The organism is Microbacterium sp. UNCCL10 (assembly GCF_000746195.1).
Classification (GTDB): Bacteria; Actinomycetota; Actinomycetes; order Actinomycetales; family Microbacteriaceae; genus Microbacterium; species Microbacterium saccharophilum.
In genome coordinates, this window is sequence record NZ_JQKT01000007.1 from 1435122 (window position 1) to 1454780 (window position 19659).

At 69.9% G+C, this 19659-nt stretch carries 19 protein-coding genes; 6 read left to right on the top strand and 13 right to left on the bottom strand.

Annotation, left to right across the window (positions count from 1 at the left end):
• Positions 1 to 97: 97 nt before the first annotated feature.
• From BR85_RS07085 to BR85_RS07095, 3 genes are all read right to left on the bottom strand, one after another.
• Complete coding sequence (locus BR85_RS07085; RefSeq protein WP_028495906.1) at positions 98 to 643, bottom strand: MerR family transcriptional regulator; 546 nt, start codon at positions 641 to 643, stop codon at positions 98 to 100.
• Positions 644 to 740: 97 nt separating this feature from the next.
• Positions 741 to 1427 (bottom strand): transcriptional regulator FtsR, encoded by a 687-nt coding sequence (ftsR, locus tag BR85_RS07090; RefSeq protein ID WP_028495907.1) that lies wholly within the window; start codon positions 1425 to 1427, stop codon positions 741 to 743.
• A complete protein-coding gene (locus tag BR85_RS07095; protein WP_028495908.1) occupies positions 1424 to 1918 on the bottom strand; it encodes an FHA domain-containing protein in 495 nt (164 codons plus the stop codon). The genes ftsR and BR85_RS07095 overlap by 4 nt, the downstream gene beginning before the upstream one ends.
• A gap of 190 nt (positions 1919 to 2108) precedes the next feature.
• Between BR85_RS07095 and BR85_RS07100 the strand changes: the two genes are divergently transcribed.
• Positions 2109 to 2456, top strand: coding sequence for a hypothetical protein (locus tag BR85_RS07100; RefSeq protein WP_028495909.1), 348 nt, complete (start codon positions 2109 to 2111; stop codon positions 2454 to 2456).
• Between the two features lie 18 nt (positions 2457 to 2474).
• Here the strand turns inward: BR85_RS07100 and BR85_RS07105 are convergent, their stop codons facing one another.
• A complete protein-coding gene (locus BR85_RS07105; RefSeq protein ID WP_231478586.1) occupies positions 2475 to 2864 on the bottom strand; it encodes a four-helix bundle copper-binding protein in 390 nt (129 codons plus the stop codon).
• 122 nt (positions 2865 to 2986) lie between these two features.
• On the opposite strand from BR85_RS07105, the gene BR85_RS07110 reads away from it, so the two are divergent.
• Both BR85_RS07110 and lpdA read left to right on the top strand, forming a co-directional pair.
• Positions 2987 to 3538, top strand: a complete 552-nt coding sequence (locus BR85_RS07110; RefSeq protein WP_051526189.1) for a copper resistance CopC family protein — start codon at positions 2987 to 2989, stop codon at positions 3536 to 3538.
• Between the two features lie 9 nt (positions 3539 to 3547).
• Entirely contained in the window at positions 3548 to 4948 is a 1401-nt protein-coding gene (gene lpdA / locus BR85_RS07115) for a dihydrolipoyl dehydrogenase (RefSeq protein WP_028495911.1), read from the top strand.
• A gap of 94 nt (positions 4949 to 5042) precedes the next feature.
• Here the strand turns inward: lpdA and BR85_RS07120 are convergent, their stop codons facing one another.
• Genes BR85_RS07120 through BR85_RS07135 form a run of 4 tightly spaced genes read right to left on the bottom strand, consistent with a single transcriptional unit; the run spans position 5043 to position 8457 of the window.
• A complete protein-coding gene (locus BR85_RS07120; RefSeq protein ID WP_028495912.1) occupies positions 5043 to 5708 on the bottom strand; it encodes a CYTH domain-containing protein in 666 nt (221 codons plus the stop codon).
• Positions 5705 to 5947, bottom strand: coding sequence for a hypothetical protein (locus BR85_RS07125; protein ID WP_028495913.1), 243 nt, complete (start codon positions 5945 to 5947; stop codon positions 5705 to 5707). Before BR85_RS07125 ends, BR85_RS07120 begins: the two co-directional genes overlap by 4 nt.
• Before the next feature lie 20 nt (positions 5948 to 5967).
• Positions 5968 to 7476, bottom strand: a complete 1509-nt coding sequence (locus BR85_RS07130; protein WP_028495914.1) for a CoA-acylating methylmalonate-semialdehyde dehydrogenase — start codon at positions 7474 to 7476, stop codon at positions 5968 to 5970.
• A gap of 15 nt (positions 7477 to 7491) precedes the next feature.
• Positions 7492 to 8457, bottom strand: coding sequence for an NAD(P)-dependent oxidoreductase (locus tag BR85_RS07135; RefSeq protein ID WP_028495915.1), 966 nt, complete (start codon positions 8455 to 8457; stop codon positions 7492 to 7494).
• A 147-nt stretch (positions 8458 to 8604) separates the two neighbouring features.
• Here BR85_RS07135 and BR85_RS07140 point away from each other — a divergent pair, with 147 nt between their 5' ends.
• Together BR85_RS07140 and BR85_RS07145 are read left to right on the top strand one after the other, a co-directional pair.
• On the top strand, positions 8605 to 9540 hold the full coding sequence (locus BR85_RS07140) for a LysR family transcriptional regulator (RefSeq protein ID WP_028495916.1): 936 nt from the start codon (positions 8605 to 8607) through the stop codon (positions 9538 to 9540).
• Positions 9541 to 9550: 10 nt separating this feature from the next.
• Positions 9551 to 10282 (top strand): glutamine amidotransferase, encoded by a 732-nt coding sequence (locus BR85_RS07145; RefSeq protein ID WP_028495917.1) that lies wholly within the window; start codon positions 9551 to 9553, stop codon positions 10280 to 10282.
• A 43-nt stretch (positions 10283 to 10325) separates the two neighbouring features.
• Here the strand turns inward: BR85_RS07145 and BR85_RS07150 are convergent, their stop codons facing one another.
• Positions 10326 to 12833: a glycogen/starch/alpha-glucan phosphorylase gene (locus tag BR85_RS07150; protein ID WP_231478587.1), complete on the bottom strand. Its 2508-nt coding sequence runs from the start codon at positions 12831 to 12833 to the stop codon at positions 10326 to 10328.
• Between the two features lie 79 nt (positions 12834 to 12912).
• A complete protein-coding gene (locus BR85_RS07155) occupies positions 12913 to 13923 on the bottom strand; it encodes a YihY/virulence factor BrkB family protein (protein WP_028495919.1) in 1011 nt (336 codons plus the stop codon).
• A gap of 157 nt (positions 13924 to 14080) precedes the next feature.
• Here BR85_RS07155 and BR85_RS07160 point away from each other — a divergent pair, with 157 nt between their 5' ends.
• Positions 14081 to 15751, top strand: coding sequence for a GspE/PulE family protein (locus tag BR85_RS07160; RefSeq protein WP_028495920.1), 1671 nt, complete (start codon positions 14081 to 14083; stop codon positions 15749 to 15751).
• A 41-nt stretch (positions 15752 to 15792) separates the two neighbouring features.
• Here BR85_RS07160 and BR85_RS07165 read toward each other — a convergent pair whose 3' ends face one another.
• From BR85_RS07165 to BR85_RS07175, 3 genes are all read right to left on the bottom strand, one after another.
• Positions 15793 to 17142: an HNH endonuclease signature motif containing protein gene (locus tag BR85_RS07165; RefSeq protein ID WP_231478588.1), complete on the bottom strand. Its 1350-nt coding sequence runs from the start codon at positions 17140 to 17142 to the stop codon at positions 15793 to 15795.
• 142 nt (positions 17143 to 17284) lie between these two features.
• Positions 17285 to 18562: a type II secretion system F family protein gene (locus BR85_RS07170; protein WP_331280843.1), complete on the bottom strand. Its 1278-nt coding sequence runs from the start codon at positions 18560 to 18562 to the stop codon at positions 17285 to 17287.
• Complete coding sequence (locus tag BR85_RS07175; RefSeq protein WP_081782682.1) at positions 18520 to 19659, bottom strand: type IV pilus twitching motility protein PilT; 1140 nt, start codon at positions 19657 to 19659, stop codon at positions 18520 to 18522. The genes BR85_RS07170 and BR85_RS07175 overlap by 43 nt, the downstream gene beginning before the upstream one ends.

A 19659-nucleotide genomic window follows, 5' to 3' on the forward strand; every position in this document is an offset into this window, starting at 1 on the left:
CGCCGCCCGGAATCCGTCGGCGCAGGTGGTAATCCGCGGCCGCGCCGCTCGTTCATCTGCGCGTCGCCCGGCCGAGCCGGGCGGAGGCGGCGCGGGGTCAGGCGGTCTTGACGGAGCGGCGCGCGGCGAGTTCGTCGACGGGGTCCGGCGCCTGCGGGTCGAAGTCCAGCAGCGTCGACTCGACCTCGTGCAGCACCTTGCCGACGGCGATGCCGAAGACGCCCTGGCCGCGGCTGACCAGGTCGATGACCTCGTCGTTCGACGTGCACAGGTACACCGAGGCGCCGTCGCTCATGAGCGTCGTGCCGGCGAGGTCACGGATGCCGGCGGCGCGCAGCTGCTCGACGGCCGTGCGGATCTGCTGCAGCGAGATGCCGGTGTCGAGGAGCCGCTTGACGAGCTTGAGCACGAGGATGTCGCGGAAGCCGTACAGCCGCTGCGACCCGGAGCCGCTGGCGCCGCGGACGGTGGGCTCGACGAGCTCGGTGCGGGCCCAGTAGTCCAGCTGACGGTACGTGATGCCGGCGGCGCGGGCGGCGACCGCGCCGCGGTAGCCCACCTCGTCGTCCATGGCCGGCAGGCCGTCGGTGAACAGGAGGTCGGTGGCGAACGGCTGTCCGCCTGGCGCGTCATGCGCGTTCATGTGAGCCTCCTGCGTGTCATGGCGTTCTCTAACGCTAGATGAGGGATGCCGGTGCGGCAACGACATCCGCTCTGAGCGTTCGGCGTGTCGCGCGCGGTCAGGGCAGCAGCCGCTCGAGGGCCGCGTGCACGAAGCTCGCGCGCACCTCGTCGAGCCGTCGCAGCAGCTCGGGAGCGAGTTCCCCGGCGCGCCCGCGCGAGGCGGCGTCGGTCCGGCGCAGCAGCGGCGCGAGGGCGCTCTCGACGAGCGAGACCTCGCGTTCCGCCGCCTGGCGGAGACCCCGCACGTGGCGGGGCTGGATGCCGTGGGCGTCAAGCGCTACGAGGGTGCGCAGCAGCGCGAGCGCACGCTCGTCGAACGTCTCCGCCGCCGTGATGAGGCCTGCGCTGATCGCGTCGTTGAGCAGGCCGGCCTTCGCGCCGGCGGCGTTGAGCAGCTCGTCGCGGTGGTAACGGCGGGCCGTCTGCACGATGGATGCCGGGACACCGGGTGCGGCGGCCGCGTCGGGGCCGTGCTCCTCGAGGTACTCCCGGATGCGCGCGAGCGGCAGGTAGTGGTCGCGCTGCAGCGTGAGTGCGACGCGGAGCCGGTTCACATCGGCGGGCGAGAACTTGCGGTAGCCGGACTCGGTCCGCATCGGCGTGACGATCCCCTGGACCTCGAGGAAGCGCAGCTTGCTGCTGGTGAGATTCGGGAACTCGGGCGTCAGGCGCGCGAGCACCTGGCCGATGCTGAGGTGCCCCGCAGACGACGGACGCCCGCGGGGTGCTGCGGCCGGGGTCACTCTCCGGTCACCGCGCCGCGGTCGAGAGGCGACACGAAGAAGTTCAGCCGGAACTTCCCGATGCGCAGCTCGGCCCCGTCGGACAGTGCCGCGCGGTCGACCCGCTCCCCGTTGACGTAGGTGCCGTTGAGGGAGCGCTGGTCGACGAGTTCGAAGGTGTTGCCGGTGCGGGTGATCTCGGCGTGCCGACGCGAGACGGTGACGTCGTCGAAGAAGATGTCGGCCTCCGGGTGACGACCGACCGTCGTCACGTCCGTGTCGAGCAGGTAGCGGGCTCCCGCCGTCGGGCCGGAGCGGACCAGCAGCAGGGCGGAACGGGACGGCAGCGCACCGATGGCTTCGACCTCGACAGCACTCAAGTCGCTCCCGAACGGGATGAACGACAGGTCGGCGTCGTGACCGAATGTCTGGGTCGTGTCCGACGATCCGGAACGTCCCCGACCATCGGCGCCGCGCCGGATGTCGTCGTCGGGTCGAGCGTTGTCCTCCACGGTGTCCTCCTCCTTTGACACCCTAACGGATCACGGCCTCCGAGGAAGAGGCCGAATCGGGGGTTCGGGCTGTGCGCGGAATGTTTCCGCGTGTGTCGGCGGACGTGACCTGCTCGAGGCCGGAACGTAGCCTCTCCCTACCGAAACCGCCTCAGCCGGAAACGACCGGCTCAGTCACAAGGAGCATCCCGTGTCCCCGCAGCCCAGCCGCCTCACGACCACCCCGGTGCGTCAGGTCGCGGCGTGCATGTGCGCTCGCGGCGGAGCCTGCTCGACGTTCGCGCCGGGTCATGCGGTCCACCTCATCCAGGCCCGCCTCGTCTCCGCGACGCCGGCCGAGTGGGTCGACGTCCTCGTGGGCGAGCGGCACGACGACGGCACGGTCATCGTCCACACGCTGGAGGGCGAGCGGATCGAGCTCTGGAACGGGGCGGGCGCGTCGGATGCCGTGCAGCCGGGCGCGCCCGTCGCGTTCCACCCCCGCTACCACGTGCTGAGTGTCGGCACGCGGCAGTTCAACGCGCTCCGCCTCGGCTGACGGCGGACCGGTCGGGGCTCACGCCATCGACATCGCGTTCTTCATCGCCATGCACGCGTCCATGCAGGCCCGGCAGGAGTCCGCGCACATCTTGCACACGGCGCTCATGTCGGCGTGCGGCATGCACATGTCCATGCACGTCTGACACATCGCGATGCACGCGTCGAGCATCGACATCAGGGATGCCGGCGTCATCCCCTGCATCCGCATCATGGCGCGCATCATCGTGTTGCACATGTCGGCGCAGTTCATGCACGCCGGCGCGCAGTCCATCATCTGCCCGTCCATCATCTGGACGGAGCAGACGACGCACGCCTGCTCACACGCCGCACACGCGTCCATACACGCCTGCATGACGGCCATGTCGATCTGTGGCATGCCCTCCATCGACATCATGTCCTTCGACATGGCGTCCCTCATCATCGCGTCCATCCCGTACCCGCTCTCGTCAGCCGCGGGCCGGCGTGCCCGCCTGCCGCCATGCTAGGCGGGCGGCCGCCCCTCCGGAAGGCATGGCTAGGCTCGTTGGGGTGACCTCCCCCGCTCCTCGTCCCCGCCGCCGCGCCACGGCGCTGGCCGGTCTCGTGCTCGGAGTCCTGCTGGCGGTGACGGCCTCGCCGGCGTTCGCGCACGATGAGCTCATCGGCACCGACCCGGCGGCGGGAACCACGGTGGAGAAGCTGCCCGCGTCGCTGACGCTGACGTTCTCCGGCGTGCTGCTGACCGACGCCGGAGCCACCGAGGTCTCCGTGCTGGACTCCTCCTGCACGCCTCTCGCCGACGGCGCGCCCGTCGTGGACGGCACCCGCGTGACGCAGGCGCTGTCCGGCGAGGCGACGGGCGCCGTGACGGTGCTGTGGCGGACGGTCTCCAGCGACAGCCACCCGATCTCCGGCGAGTTCGCCTTCCTGGTCGGCGACGACGCCGCGGATGCGACGTGCGAGGCAGCGAACGCCCCCCGCGGCGACGGATCGACGTTCGATGCGACGCCTCTCCTCATCGGCGGTGGCGTGATCGTCGTCGGTGCCGGCATCCTCGCCGCCGTCCTGCTGGCACGGAGACGACCCTCCCGCGAGGACTAGGCTGGAGGCATGCCTCATTACGACGTCGTCATCCTCGGCGCCGGCCCCGGCGGGTATGTCGCGGCCGTCCGCTCTGCCCAGCTCGGCCTGTCCGTCGCCATCGTGGAAGAGAAGTACTGGGGTGGTGTCTGCCTCAACGTCGGCTGCATCCCCTCGAAGGCTCTTCTGAAGAACGCGGACCTCGCGCACACCTTCCTGCACAAGGCGGAGCTGTTCGGCATCCGCGGCGATGTCCAGTTCGACTACGGGACGGCGTGGGACCGCAGCCGCACCGTGGCGAACACCCACGTCAAGGGCATCCACTTCCTGATGAAGAAGAACAAGGTGACCGAGTACGAGGGTCGCGGCACGTTCCTGGATGCCAAGAGCCTCCAGGTCGCGAAGGCCGACGGCTCGACCGAGACCCTCACCTTCGACAACGCGATCATCGCGACCGGCTCGACCGTGCGCCTGCTGCCCGGCGTCACGCTGAGCGACAACGTCGTCACGTACGAGGAGCAGATCCTCACGCGCGACCTGCCGAAGTCGATCGTCATCGTCGGCGCCGGCGCCATCGGCATGGAGTTCGCGTTCGTCATGACGAACTACGGCGTGAAGGTCACGATCATCGAGTTCCTCGACCGTGCCCTCCCGAACGAGGACGTCGAGGTCTCCAAGGAGATCCAGCGCCAGTACAAGAAGTACGGCGTCGAGATCCTCACCTCCACGAAGGTGGAGTCGGTCGTCGACTCCGGCGGCAAGGTCACCGTCAGCTACACCGCGAACGCGGACGGCGCGAAGGGCTCCATCGAGGCCGACAAGGTGCTCATGTCGATCGGCTTCGCCCCGCGCATCGAGGGCTTCGGTCTCGACAAGACGGGCGTGAAGCTCACCGACCGCGGCGCGATCGAGATCGACGACCACATGCGCACGAACGTCGAGGGCATCTACGCCATCGGCGACGTGACCGCAAAGCTGCAGCTGGCCCACGTGGCCGAGGCGCAGGGCGTCGTCGCCGCCGAGACGATCGGCAAGGCCGAGACGCAGACCCTCGGCGACTACCGCATGATGCCCCGCGCGACGTTCTGCTCGCCGCAGGTCGCCTCGTTCGGCCTCACCGAGCAGCAGGCGCGTGACGCCGGCTACGACGTCAAGGTCGCGAAGTTCCCGTTCAGCGCCAACGGCAAGGCCAACGGGCTCGGCGAGCCGGTCGGCTTCGTCAAGCTCATCGCGGACGGCGAGCACCTCGAGCTGCTCGGCGGCCACCTCATCGGCCCCGACGTGTCCGAGCTCCTCCCCGAGCTGACCCTCGCGCAGAAGTGGGACCTCACGGCCCTCGAGGCGGCCCGGAACGTGCACACGCACCCGACGCTGTCGGAGGGTCTGCAGGAGGCGTTCCACGGTCTCGCGGGACACATGATCAACCTCTGAGCCATGCGCTCCGGGCGCTCAGGGTAACCTGGCTCCCACGACTGACGCCGCCCCATCGAAGCCGGGGGCGGCGTCAGTGCTTTCCGGGCCAGGGTTACGGGGCGGTGGGCGGCGTGCCGCCGAGGATCCGCGCGAGCTTCGAATCGGATGCCGCGACGCGGCCGCCCGCCTGAACGACGAGCTCGTCGGCGGCGGCGAACAGCGCGGCGCGAGCGGCAGCGTCGGCCGGTGCGGCGGGACCGAGCTCGAGCTCCCATTCGCGCCAGGAGGCCGTGACGCCGCGGCGGACGTCGGTCGCCTCGACGCGATCGTCGACGAACTCCGCGACGAGGCCCCCGTCCGCGTCCCGCAGCGCGTACGCGGTGCGGGCGTTGCGGATGCGGGCGAGCGCGAGGAACGGCGGCGCGGCGATGCCTGCCAGAGCCGCGACGATCTCGGCCGGGACGACAGGCTCGTCCGCGCTGTCGTCGGCGTCGGCGTCGCCGAGCGGCCAGTGGGTCTCGTGCTTGCCCTCCGGCGTGGACTGCTTGATGTGCCAGCCGGCGTCGGGACCGCCGGTGCGGCGGCGGAGCGCCGTCGCCGCACGGGCGAGCGCGCCGTCGGCGGTGTCGAGGTAGCGCGCGTCGAGCGCGCGCGGTTCGGCCTCGCCGACGCGGGCGACGCCCGGCAGGGCGCGCCAGTCCGGCAGCGGCGTGCCGGCGTCGACGTCGTACTTGCGCTCGATCTCGAGCGAGCGCGTCGGCTCGGTCGCGCCGGTCACAGCCCCCGGTCGTCCCGGTCGGCCTCGTCGCGCTCGGGGTCGATGTCGTCCTGCGCCTCGAGGAAGCGGAACGTGGCCTGCGTGGGCCCGTCGTGCTCGCCGGTGTTCTCCGGCGCCCCGTCGCGCGTGTAGACGACCTGGGTCTCGCTGTACGGCAGGATCAGGCGATCCTGCGTCTCGTCATCGATCGGAATGACCTGCCCGTCGAGCGGGCCTCCCTGCAGTCGTGCGATAGCCATCGTGACCTCCTGCGGCCAGCCTAGTGCGTGGGGAACCCGAGACTGATCTGGCTCTCGCTGGGCTCCGGCCAGCGTGTCGTGACGACCTTCCGGCGGGTGTAGAAGTTGAACGCCTCCGGCCCGTACATGTGCGTGTCGCCGAACAGCGAGTCCTTCCAGCCGCCGAAGGAGAACGCCCCGATCGGCACCGGAATCGGCACGTTGATGCCCACCATGCCGACCTCGATGTCGTACTCGAACTGCCGGGCGGTCTTTCCGTCGCGGGTGAACACGGCGGTGCCGTTGGCGTACCGGTTGGCGTTGATGAGGTCGACGGCCTCGTCGTAGCTCGCGACGCGGACGACGGAGAGGACGGGACCGAAGATCTCCTCGTCGTAGACGCGCATGCCGGGCTGCACGCCGTCGACGAGCGACGGCCCGATGAAGAACCCGTCGCCGTCCACGGGGAGGTCCCGGCCGTCGACGACGACGCGCGCGCCCTCCCCCTCGGCGCCGGCGACGAAGCCGGTGACCCGCTCGAGCGCGTCGCGCGTGATGAGGGGTCCCATCTCGCTCGCGGGGTCGGCGCCGTCGCCCACCTTGAGCTTCCCGACGCGCTCGGACACCTTCGCGATGAACTCGTCGGCGACGTCGCCGACCGCCACGACGACGGACACGGCCATGCAGCGCTCCCCCGCCGACCCGTAGCCGGCGGACACGGCGGCGTCGGCGGCGGCGTCGAGGTCGGCGTCGGGCATCACGATCATGTGGTTCTTCGCACCGCCGAGGGCCTGCACGCGCTTGCCGTTCTCGGCGGCGCGCGCATAGATGTACTTCGCGATGGGCGTCGACCCGACGAACGAGACCGCGCGGATGATCGGGTCGTCGAGGATCGCGTCGACGGCCACCTTGTCGCCGTGGACGATGTTGAGGATGCCGTCCGGCAGCCCCGCCTCGGCGAACGCCTCGGCGAGCCAGACCGCCGCCGAAGGGTCGCGCTCGGAGGGCTTCAGGATGACGGCGTTGCCGGCGGCGATCGCCGTCGTGACCATCCACAGCGGCACCATGGCGGGGAAGTTGAACGGCGTGATGCACGCGACGACGCCGACGGGCTGACGCACCTGGTGCACGTCGACGCCGGAGGCGACCTGCTCGGAGTAGTCGCCCTTCAGGTGGTGCATGAGGCTCGTGCAGAACTCCACGTTCTCCAGGCCCCGGGCGACCTCGCCGAGCGCATCGTCGACGGTCTTGCCGTGCTCGGCCGTGATGATGCGGGCGAGCTCCTCGGCGCGGGAGGAGATGATCTCGCGGAGCCGGAACATGACCTGCTGCCGCTTGCCGAGACCCGTGTCGCGCCAGCCGCGCTGCGCGGCCTGCGCGGTGCGGGCCGCCTCGTGCACGAAGTCGGCCGACGCGAGCGCGACCTCGCCGGTCTGACGGCCGGTGGCGGGGTTGAAGACCGGGCCGACCCGGTCGTCGGCCGTGACGCGGCGGCCGCCGACGACGTGCGGGATGGCGGTGAGTGCGGTGGTGTCGATCGTGGTGCTCATGGAATCCTCCAGGGCTCAGGCGGATGCGGGGACGGATGTGGGGGCGGATGCGGCAGGCGCCGCGTCGCGGGAGGGGTCGTAGCCGCGCAGCGTGCCGTCGGGCGAGGCGAGCTTGGCGACGAGGGTGCAGTCCTTGCCGCCGAGGCCCTCCGCGATGAGCTCGTCGAGCTGGGCGAGTGCGAGCTCGGCGGCGGGCAGGTGGACCCCGGTGGCCTCCCCCGCCTGCACCGCGAGGCCGCAGTCCTTGCGGGCGAGGTCGACGGAGAACGTCGGCTCGAAGTTGTTGTTGGCGGCCGCCTTCTCGACGACGCCGGGCACCGGGTACCAGGTGCGCATGGCCCAGGACGAGCCGGAGGACACGCTCGCGACATCCCAGAAGACCTTGGCGTCCAGGCCCAGCTGCTCGGCGAGCTGCGAGCCCTCCGACATCGCCATGACGGAGATGAACAGCATCATGTTGTTGACGAGCTTCGCCGCGATGCCGGCGCCGGCCTCACCGCAGCGGATGACGTTGCCGGCCATGGGGGCGACGAGGTCGGCGGCGCGGGCGACGTCGTCCGGACGTCCGCCGAGCATGAAGGTGAGGGTGTGCGCCTCGGCGCCCGCCGTGCCGCCGGAGATCGGGGCGTCGACGAAGGACAGCCCGCGCGCGGCGGCTTCGTCGTGGCACCAGCGCGACGTGTCGACGTCGACGGTGGAGGTGTCCAGGAGCAGCGTCCCGGGCGCCGCGTGCGCGAGGATCCCGTCCTCCCCGCCGTATACGAGGCGCACGTGCTCGGGCTTGGGCAGCGACGTGAAGCACGCGTCGGCGCCGTCCAGCGCCTCGCGGATCGAGCCGACGACCTGCACGCCGCGGGCGGCGGCGGCCTCGGCTGCGGCGGGGTTGACGTCGACCCCGCGGACGGTGTGTCCGGCGGCGACGAGGTGGGCGGTCATGGGCGCTCCCATGTGGCCGAGTCCGATCCAGGCGATCGTGGACATGTGTGTGCTCCCTGCAGCGTCGAAGGTCACTGGCGGGTCGTCCTCGACCGCGCCGCATCCCCAGGCTAAGCAGGCCTGCGATGCGGATCAACGCACACGGTGGTGGCAATCTTGCACCCCGGCTGTGCGCGGGTGCACACTCGGGCCATGCCCGCCGCTGCCCCCGAGCCGCCGCTCGACGCCCTCATGACGTTCCTCGCCGTCGCGCGCCTCGGCCGGTACACGGCGGCCGCCGAGGTGCTCGGCGTCAACCACTCGACGGTGTCGCGGCGCATCGCCGCGCTGGAGCACGCGATGGGCGGCCGCGTGCTCGTGCGGACGACGGGCGGGTGGGAGGTCACCGACCTCGGCCGCCGCGCGGTCGCGATCGCGCAGCACATCGAGGGGTCGCTGCGCGAACTCGTCGCCGACGAGGACGGCGACGCCGTGCACGGGATGGTGCGGATCGCGGCGCCGGAGGCCTTCACCTCGGTCTTCCTCGTCCCGGCCATGACGGCGCTGCGCGAACGGCATCCACGGCTCGCCGTCGAACTGCTCGCCGCGACGCGGCGCGCGCAGCAGAACCGGTCGGGCGTCGACCTCGAGATCGTCGTCGGCCGCCCGCAGGTGCTGCGGGCGTACGCGACGCCGCTGTGCTCCTACGACCTGCGGCTGTACGCGACGCCGGAGTACCTGACCGCGCACGGGGAGCCGGTATCCGTCGCCGATCTCGCCGCGCATCCCCTCGTCTACTACGTCGAGTCGTCGCTGCAGGTCGACGAGCTCGACCGCGCGATCCAGGAGCTGCCGGCCTCTCCCCCGTCGATCCGGTCGACGAGCGTGTTCGCGCACGTCGCGGCGACGGCGGCCGGGGCGGGCATCGGCATCCTCCCCGACTTCCTGGGCGACGCCGATGCGCGGCTCGTCCCGGTGCTGACCGAGACGTTCTCGCATCCGCTGGCGTACTGGGCGGTCGCGCGGGACGAGGGTCCGCGAAATCCCGCCGTCGCGGAGACGCTCGCGGCGATCACGGCGCACATCCGCACCGTGCAAGGCGACGGGGCCACGGTCGCCGCGGCGGAGGAGGCCGCCGCGCCCGCCTAGACTTCTGCGGGTGAAGCCCTTCCTCCTCCTCGCAACGCGGTCCGAGGACGTCCCGGCGGACGAGGAGTACGGGCTCTTCCTGCGCTACACCGGTCTCGACGAGCGCGACCTCGTCCGGGTGCGGATGGAGGCGGGGCCGCTGCCCGAGGTCGACCTCGATGCGCTCTCCGGCATCTTCGTCGGCGGCGGACCGTTCAACGCGTCCGATCCGGCGGCGAGCAAGTCCGCCGTGCAGCGGCGGGTGGAGGCGGAGTTCGCCGCGCTCCTGGATGAGGTCGTCGCCCGCGACTTCCCGTTCCTGGGCGCCTGCTACGGCGTCGGCACCGTCGGGGCGCACCAGGGGGCGGTCATCGACCGCACCTACCGGGAACCCATCTCGGTCATCGAGGTGACCCGCACCGATGCGGGGCGCGGCGACCCGCTGCTGGCGGCGCTGCCCGACACGTTCACGGCGTTCGTCGGCCACAAGGAGGCGATCCGCGTCCTCCCGCCGTCGGCGACGCTCCTCGCGACCTCCCCCGGCTGCCCCGTGCAGATGTTCCGGGTGGGTCAGAACGTCTACGCGACGCAGTTCCACCCCGAGCTCGACGTCGACGGCATCACGACCCGCATCCATGCGTACGCCGATCACGGGTACTTCGCCGACCACGAGCTGGAGGACACGCTCGCGGCCGTGCGGAGGATGCCGGTGACGCACACCGGCGAGATCCTCCGCACGTTCGCCCAGCGCTACGCCCGCTGAGCGCGCTGCCCGTTGAGCGGGGCGCCGCCGCAGCGGCGCGCGATCAGAGCATCGGGGGCGTGTGCCAGATGCGGTCGATGTAGTCGCGCATCGAGCGGTCGGACGAGAAGAACCCGCAGCGCGCGACGTTGAGGATCGCGGACCGGGTCCACGCGTCGGTGTCGGCGTAGGCGGCATCCACCCGCGCCTGCGCGTCGATGTACGACGAGTAGTCGGCGAGCACCATGAAGCGGTCGTCGTAGAGCAGGTTCGACACGATCGGCTCGAAGACCGACTTGTCGCCGTCGGAGAACGCGCCCGAGGCGATGAGGTCCATGGCGCGGCGGAGGTTGTCGTCGGCCTGGTAGAAGTCGGCCGGCTTGTAGCCCGCCGCCCACAGGTCCTCGACCTGCGGCTCGCTCATCCCGAACAGGAAGAAGTTGTCGTCCCCGACGAGCTCGCGGATCTCGACGTTGGCGCCGTCGTCCGTGCCGATCGTGAGCGCGCCGTTGAGGGCGAACTTCATGTTGCCGGTGCCGGAGGCCTCCTTGCCGGCGAGCGAGATCTGCTCGGACAGGTCGGCGGCGGGGATGACGCGCTCGGCGAGCGTGACGTTGTAGTTCGGCGGGAAGAGGACCTTCAGTCGCCCTTCGACGCGCGGATCGGCGTTGACGACCGAGCCCACCGCGTTGACGAGGTGGATGATGCGCTTGGCCATCGCGTAGCCGGGCGCCGCCTTCGCGCCGAAGATGAAGGTGCGGGGCTGGATGTCGGATGCCGCGACGCGGCCCGACGTGATGCTCTCGTACTGCGTGACGATGTGCAGCACCTTGAGCATCTGGCGCTTGTACTCGTGCAGGCGCTTGACCATGACGTCGAGCATGTGCCCGTCGCTGACCTCGAAGCCGTCCCGCTCGAAGAGCACCTCGTTGAGGCGGCGCTTGTTCGCGGCCTTGACCTCGCCGAACGCGGCACGGAAGTCGGGGTTCTCGGCGTAGGACTCGAGCTCACGGAGGCGCTCGAGGTCGGTGAGCCAGCCGGTGCCGATGGCCTCGGTGATGAGCTCGGACAGGCCGGGGTTCGCGAGGCGCACGAAGCGGCGCGGGGTGATGCCGTTGGTGACATTGGTGAACTTGCCCGGGAAGAACTCGTTGAAGTCGGGCAGGACCTTGTCGCGCAGCAGCTGGGAGTGCAGCTCGGCGACGCCGTTCACCTTGGAGCCGGCGACCGTCGCGAGGTACGCCATCCGCACGGAGCGCTCCGGGAACTCGGAGATGATCGACATGTTGCGGATGCGCATCTCGTCGTCGCCGAAGCGCTCGCGCACCTCGTCGAGGAAGTCGTCGTTGATGCGGTAGATGATCTCGAGGTGGCGCGGCAGGAGGCGGCCGAGCAGGTCGACCGACCAGACTTCCAGGGCCTCGGGCAGCAGCGTGTGGCAGGTGTACGCAAAGCACTGCTTCGTGATCTCCCACGCGGCATCCCACTCGAGGTCGCGCTCGTCGACCAGCACGCGCATGAGCTCGGGGACGGCGATGACGGGATGCGTATCGTTGAGCTGGAAGATGACGCGGTCGGGCAGCGTCGCGATGTCGTCGTCGCCGAGCGTCGTGGCGAGGAAGTCGCTGATGGAGGCCGCGACGAAGAAGTACTGCTGCTGGAGGCGCAGCTCCTTGCCCTGGGGCGTGGAGTCCTCCGGGTAGAGCACCTTGGAGATGTTCTCCGCGAACGTCTGCGCGCGGACGGCCTCTTCGTAGTCGCCGGAGTTGAAGATGCGCAGGTCGAACGCGTCCGTGGCGACGGCGCTCCACAGGCGCAGCGTGTTGACGCGGCCGTTGAGGTAGCCGGGGACCATGTAGTTGTAGGGGACGGCCTGGACGTGCCAGCCCGGCACCCAGCGCGAGCGGGTGACGCCGCCGTCGTCGTACGTCTCGGTGTGGCCGCCGAAGGCCACCTTGCGGGCACCCTCGGGGTGCGGGAACTCCCACGGCGAGCCGAGGGTGAGCCAGGCGTCGGGCTGCTCCACCTGCTGGCCGTCGACGAAGGTCTGCCGGAAGATGCCGTACTCGTAGCGGATGCCGTAGCCGATGTTCGGGACGCTCATGGTGGCGAGCGAGTCGATGAAGCAGGCGGCGAGGCGGCCGAGACCGCCGTTGCCGAGACCCGGCTCGACCTCCTGCGCGCGCATCTCGTCGATGTCGATGCCGCACTGCGCCATCGCCTCGGTGGCGATCTCGCCGAGACCGGAGGCCAGGAGGTTGTTGTCGAGCTGGCGGCCGAGGAGGTACTCGGCGGAGAGGTAGCAGACGCTCTTGACCTTCGTCTCTCGCTGCCGGCGGAGGTCTTCGAGCCAGCGCGCCATGAGGTAGTCGCGCACCGTCATCGCGAGCGCGAAGTACTTGTCGTTGACACTGGAGGCGGACAGCGGGACGCCGCGCTCATAGTTGAGGTTCCGCAGGAACTGTCGGACGAAGCCGTCGACGGAGCTGGCAGGTCCGGTGACCGGAGCAAGGGCGAGCGGGTGCGTCGCTCCGAGGGGGTGGGTGGCGGGGGAATTCGGGTTCTCAGGCACGGTACGACGGTACACACTGCGGCTGGGAACTGTGACCGTTCCCAGCGTGAATATCCGAGATGTTTACATCACTGTGATGTCACTTCGACGCGGCCTCGGCCTTGCGGCGTTCCTCCGCCTCGGCGGTGCGCGCCGAGCGCAGTTCGTCGGTCGCGAGCTGCACGGCATCCTCGGCCTTGCGGACGCGCCGCTGCAGGAATGTCTTCGCGCCGTAGCGGGCGCGGACGCGGTCGGCATCCTCTTCGACGCCCGTGACGATGTAGGACGTCGCGATGAGGATCACCTGCGCCGAGAGGTTGAACCACAGCAGCAGCGCGATGAGCGACGCGAACGATGCGAGCAACGGGTTCGAGCCGGCGCCGCCGACGAAGAGGCCGGAGAGCTGCTGGAGGACGGTGAGCCCCACGGCGCCGAGCAGCGAGCCGGCGATGACCGTGCGGGCGCGGGCCTTGACGCCGGAGAGGAAGCGGAAGAGCACGGCGATGGCAACGGCATCCAGCAGGAAGGTGACGGCGATCGTGAACGCCCGCCCGCCGAAGACGATGAGCGGATTGTCCTCGGAGAGGCCGAGGAGATCGCCGATGAGCCCGAGGCCGGCGGCGCCGACGAACGTGACGCCGGCCGAGGCGCCGAGGGCGGCGCCGATGCCGATGGCGAGGACGAGGTTCCGCAGCAGGACCCAGATGAAGAGGGTGTCCTCCGTGAGCTTGTCGGCGATGATGCGCATCGCGGTGCGCAGCGACCCGATGGCGCCGATCGCGGCGCCGATGAGGCCGATGGCCGAGAGGACCCCGGCGAAGGACAGGCTGAGCGGGGCGCTCACCTCGGCGGGGTCGATGAGCCCGTCCTCGCCGACGAGGCCGGGGATGACGTTGTCGACCGCCTCGACGATCGCGTCCATGGCGTCGGGGTTGCCGGCGAGCCAGAGTCCGGCGATCGAGAAGCCGAGGAGCACCCCGGCGAAGACACTGAAGAGGGTGCGGTAGGTGACGCTGTCGGCGAGCATCGGCCCCCGGTGCTCGCTGTAGCGCAGGTAGGCGCGGACGATCTTCTTGGAGAGGACCCAGGCCGTGATGCGCTGCAGGTTCATCGCGCCAGGCTATCGAGCCGTGTGGATCGAGCGGCGGGGGTTGACAGAGGCGGGCGGGGTCGCGCGTCTTTCTCATCCGTCACGGAAGTCACACGAATCTCAGTGTTCACATCCGTGCCACCAGCCGCATAGGATAACCCCAGGGGAAGGGGAAACGGTGAAGGGACTCGCCGAAACCCTCGTGCGCTCTGGGATCATTCGCGCCGAGGACATGTGGGATGCCGTCGCGCAGTTCGGCGACGGACCCGAGCTGCGCCAGCAGCTGGTCGCGGCGCGCCTCGTGACCGAGACGCAGATCGCGGAAGGCATCGCCGAGCAGACCGGGTATGCGTTCGTCGACCTCGGTTCTGCCGGCCTCAGCGCCGAGACGATCGCCACCGTGCCCGCCTCGCTCTGCCGCCGCTACCACCTCATCCCCGTCGAGCGCGGACGCCGCAGTCTCACGATCGGGATGCTGGATCCCACCGATCTCATCGCGATCGACGACGTCGCGACGGCGACCGAGCTGAACATCCGGCCGGTCGTGGTCGCCGCCGATGCCCTGGAGGCCATGTTCGGCCGATTCCTGCGGTCGGACGAGGAGCTCATCGACCTGTCGGAGCAGATCGGCGAGATCGCCGCGGCCGACTCGGGCGCGGCGGCGACGGAGTCGATCGAGGAGGGCGTCGACGACGCACCGGTCGTGCGCTTCGTGAACCTTCTCATCGCGCAGGCCATCAACGACCGCGCGAGCGACATCCACATCGAGCCCGGCGAGCGACAGCTCACGGTGCGATATCGCATCGACGGCGTGCTGCACGAGATGCAGCGCGCCGACCGCGCCATTCAGGACGGCGTGCTGTCGCGCCTGAAGATCATGGCCGCCGTCGACATCGCGGAGCGGCGGAAGCCGCAGGACGGCCGCCTGTCGGTGCATCACGACGGCCGGCAGATCGACCTGCGTCTGGCGACGCTGCCGACGGTGTGGGGCGAGAAGATCGTCATGCGCATCCTGGACAGCTCGGCGCAGTCGCTGACGATGGGAGACCTCCGCTTCTCGATGCGCAATGAGCAGCGGTTCCGCGGCGCGATCACGCGCCCGCACGGCATGGTGCTCGTGACCGGCCCGACCGGGTCGGGCAAGTCGACGACGCTGTACACGGCGCTCAACACGGTCGCGAATCCGCGGATCAACGTCATCACCGTCGAGGACCCGGTCGAGTACCGGATGGCCGGCATCAACCAGGTGCAGGTGAACCCGCGCGCCGGGATGACCTTCCAGGCGGCGCTGCGCTCGATTCTGCGCTCCGACCCCGACGTCGTGCTCGTCGGCGAGATCCGCGATCAGGAGACGGCGACCATCTCTATCGAGGCGGCGCTGACCGGTCACCTCGTGCTGTCGACGCTGCACACGAACGACGCCCCCAGCGCACTGACGCGTCTGACGGAGATCGGTTGCGAGCCGTTCCTCGTCGGCACGGCGCTGTCTGCCGTTGTCGCGCAGCGTCTCGCGCGCCGCCTGTGCGTGCGGTGCCGCGAGTCGTACACCGAGTCGCGCGAAGTGCTGACGTCGGTGAAGTTCCCGCACAATCCGCTCGACCCGCCCGTGCTGTATCGCGCCGTCGGATGCTCGGACTGCTCCGGCACCGGCTACCGCGGCCGCGTGGCCCTGCACGAGGTGATGGAGGTGAGCGAGCGGCTCGAGCAGCTGATCGTCGCTCATGCCACCGGCACCGAGCTGCGTCAGGCGGCGCTTGAGGAGGGCATGGTCGCGCTGCGGGAGGACGGCTTCAGCAAGGTCCTCGAGGGGATCACCACCATCGAGGAAGTGCTGCGCGTGTCGATCTGAGGTCGCCCCGACGCCCGCGTCACGACGCGGCGGGAGACGGCTCAGGCGGCGAGGTAGTCGTAGCGTCGGCGTCCGCCGAGGCGGGGGGTCTGCTGTGGGTCGATGTGCGCGGGTGGGATGAACCACACCCGCGCGTCGACACCCTTGCCGTCGATGCGGATGTCCCAGCCGTTGTCGTGGATGCGGTGGTGACAGCTCTCGCAGAGCAGCACCCCGTTGGCCAGGTCGGTCGGGCCGCGGTCTCTCGCCCACCACCGGATGTGGTGCACCTTGGTATGCCCGGGTGGAACCCCGCACATCGCACAGCCGCCGTCGCGTTCGGTGAGGGCGAGCTTCTGCGCCCGGGTGAACAGGCGCCGCTGCCGGCCCCAGTCCAGGATCTCGCTGTCCCCGCCGAGCACGACCGGGATGATCCCGGCATCCGCCGCCATCCGCCGGGCCGTCGAGATCGACACCGGGGCGGCGAGCCCGTCGATGGTGGCGTGCCCGGTCCCGGAGCGGAGATCATCCAGGGTCATCCGCACCACGACCGTCGCCCCGCGCAGCGGGGTGTCCCGCCGGTCGCAGCCGAGCAGGTGCTCGCAGATCTTCACCAGCGCATCAGCGCGCATCATCGCCACGCTCCGCCGCGGGGCATCCACATCGCTCGAGGCATCCGCGTCGCGCTGCGCGCCGAGCTCGGCGCCCACGATCGCGTCGATCGCGACCATGATCGCCGCGCCGTGCTCCGGATCGAACGCACCGGTCAGGTGCAGCATCCCAGACCGATCCTCCTGCACCCGCAGGAACCGCTGCGCACGCAACTCCTCCTCGCGAGGCTGCACACCGTCCGGATCCAGGTGCGCCTCCGCGCGGATGATGAGCTTCGACAGCTGATCCAGAGTGAGCCCAGGAGCCTGCTCCACGAGCGTCCGCTCCGCCGCCTCCAGGCCATCCGAGGTGGCGCGGAGGGCGACCCGATCCAGCATCGACACGATCGCCGACGCCGCGAGGGCCCCGATCGACCCGGCCGCCAGCGCCGCACCGACATGCGGATGCTTCGCCGGGGCCTCTCCCCCGCTGAGCAGCAGCCGCGGGGCCGTCGCATCCCCGACCTGCACCAGCCGCGACGCCTCCCCGTTCGTCGTGCCCAGCGTGGACGCGAGCAGCGCCGTCGCGGTGCGGAACCCGTTCGCCTTCGCGAGACTGTCGGCCCCGAGCTCGGGCCGGGACTGCCGGGCGATCTCCGCCGCGACCTGCGTCCACGCCGCCTCCAACAACCGCCGCGCCACCCCCAACGCATCATTCACCGCGATCAACCGCGCCCCCTCGACACCCTCCAGACGGCCCACCGGCCACACCTCGCGGGCCGCCGTCACCGCCTCGAGCAGGGCATCCATCGGAGAAGTCATGCTCTGAAACTACCCGCCACCACCGACATTCCTCGAAGATCTGTTCTAGCTGTGGAGAGTACCGGAACAACGCGGACTGTGCAGAAAATGAAGCGGGGCGCCGGACCTCCCCCGTCCCCCGCCCCGCACGCCCGAACGCTGCCTACTGGTTCCCGATCTCGCCGTAGATTCCGAAGATCGGCATGTAGAGCGAAACGACCATGCCGCCGATGAGGATGCCGATCCCGACGATCAGGATGGGCTCGATCGAGGCGGTGAGCTGCTCGGTGGCGGTCTCCACTTCGTCCTCGTAGAAGTCGGCGATGCTCGAAAGCATGTCCGGGAGCGTGCCCGACTCCTCGCCGACGGATGCCATCTGCGCGACCATCGGCGGGAAGATCTCCGCCTTCGCGAGCGGCGCAGAGAACGACCGGCCCTGCTTGACCGACTCCTGCACTTCGCGCACGGCCTTCTCGATGGCGTAGTTGTTCGACGCCTCCCCCACGATCCCGAGCGCCTGCACGAGCGGCACACCGGCGTGCAGCATCATCGACAGCCCGCGGCTGAAGCGAGCGACCGCGATCTTCGTCGTGAGCGGACCGAACACGGGGAGCTTCAGCTTGATCGGATCGATGACGCGGCGGACGCGGTCACTGTTCTTGTTCCGCATCCACCAGAACGACCCGCCGATCCCGAGAACGATGAGAAGCGGCAGGAGCCAGATCATGTTGTTCGACAGAGTTACGAGGATCTGCGTTGGCAGCGGCAACTCAGACCCCATACCGGTGAACATCCCGGCGAAGATCGGGACGATGAACGTCACCATCGCGATGACCCCCAGAATCGCGATGCACAGCACGATCACTGGGTAGGTCGTCGCCGACTTGATCTTGTTGTGGAGCTCCGCCTCGCCCTTATAGGTCTCCGCGACGCTCGTGAGCGACGCGCCGAGGAAGCCACCCGTCTCACCGACTCGCACCATGCTGACGAACAGCGGCGGAAACACCAGCGGATGCTTGCCGAGCGCGACGGACAGCGCGGATCCGGACTCCACTGCGGCGTGCACCTGCAGCAGCGCCTGCTGCAGCTTCTTGTCCTCTGCCTGCTCGATGAGGATCGACAGTGTCCGCATGAGCGGCAGCCCGGCGTTGATGAGCCCGGCCATCTGCTTCGCGAAGACCGCGAGCACCTCCGCCTTGACGGTCTTCTCGAGACCCGGGATGGTGATCTCGCGGTTGAGGCCCGTCTTGGATGTGAGGGCGACCTCGAGCGGTGTGAGCCCCTGCGCGCGGAGCTTGTTCGCGACCGCCGACTCGCTCGCCGCCTCGATCGAACCCTTGACGACGCCGCCGCCCTTGGCGTCGATCGCGCGATACGTGTACTCCTCGATGAGAGGCATCAGCGTGTCCAGCTCTCGGTGCGCGATCCGTGCATCGACCACGACTCGATGTCGAGGTCGCGGGGTCGGACGCGGACGTCATCCAGGCTCTTCGGGTCGTACGCCGCCAGCTTGGCGGCGGCCAGCGACACCGTCCCGTCTTCGACGAGCCGCTTGAGGTCCTGATCGAGCGTGTGCATGCCGAGGCCGCCGCCGGCCTGGATCATCGAGTAGATCTGGCTCACCTCGCCCTCGCGGATGAGGTTGGCGATGGCGGACGTGTTGATGAGCACCTCGGTCGCGATCGCGCGACCGGCGCTCTGCGCCATGGGCAGCAGCGTCTGCGTGATGATGCCCTGCAGCGTGTCGCCGAGCTGCGTGCGCACCTGCGGCTGCTGCGCCGGCGGGAAGGCGTCGACGATGCGGTTGATCGACTTCGCGGCGCTCTGCGTGTGCAGCGTGGACAGCACGAGGTGGCCGGTCTCGGCGGCGGTGAGGGCCGTCGCGATCGACTCCGGGTCGCGGAGCTCACCGATGAGGATGATGTCGGGATCCTGACGGAGCACGCGACGAAGGGCTTCCGCGAAGGATGCCGTGTCGCTGCCGATCTCGCGCTGGTGGATGAGCGACCGCCGGCTCGTGTGGCGGAACTCGACGGGGTCTTCCACCGTCACGATGTGCGCCGGGAGTGTGCGGTTGACCGCATCGATCATGGCGCTGAGGGTCGTCGACTTGCCGGAACCGGTGGGGCCTGTCACGAGGACGAGACCGCGCGGCTTCATGGCGAGGTCGTGCGCGATGGCGGGCACGCCGAGCTCGTCCAGGCTCTTCGCTTTGTCGGCGATGAAGCGCATCGCGACGGCGACCTGACCGAGCTGGCGGAACACGTTGACGCGGAACCGCGCGACGCCCGGCACGGAGAACGAGAGGTCGACTTCGCCGCGCTGCCGGAACTCGACGATCTGCTCGCCGGAGAGCATGTCGCCGAGCGCGGTCTCGAGCCAGCTCGCCGTCGTCGGGTCGGGGTAGTCGAGGATCGGCTCGAGATCCCCGTCGACGCGCATGAGGGGTGGGTGACCGGCGGTCAAGTGGACATCGGATGCCGACGCGCGGGCCGCAATGGCGAGCATGCCCGCGAGGTCACTGTTGATGGTCGTCAT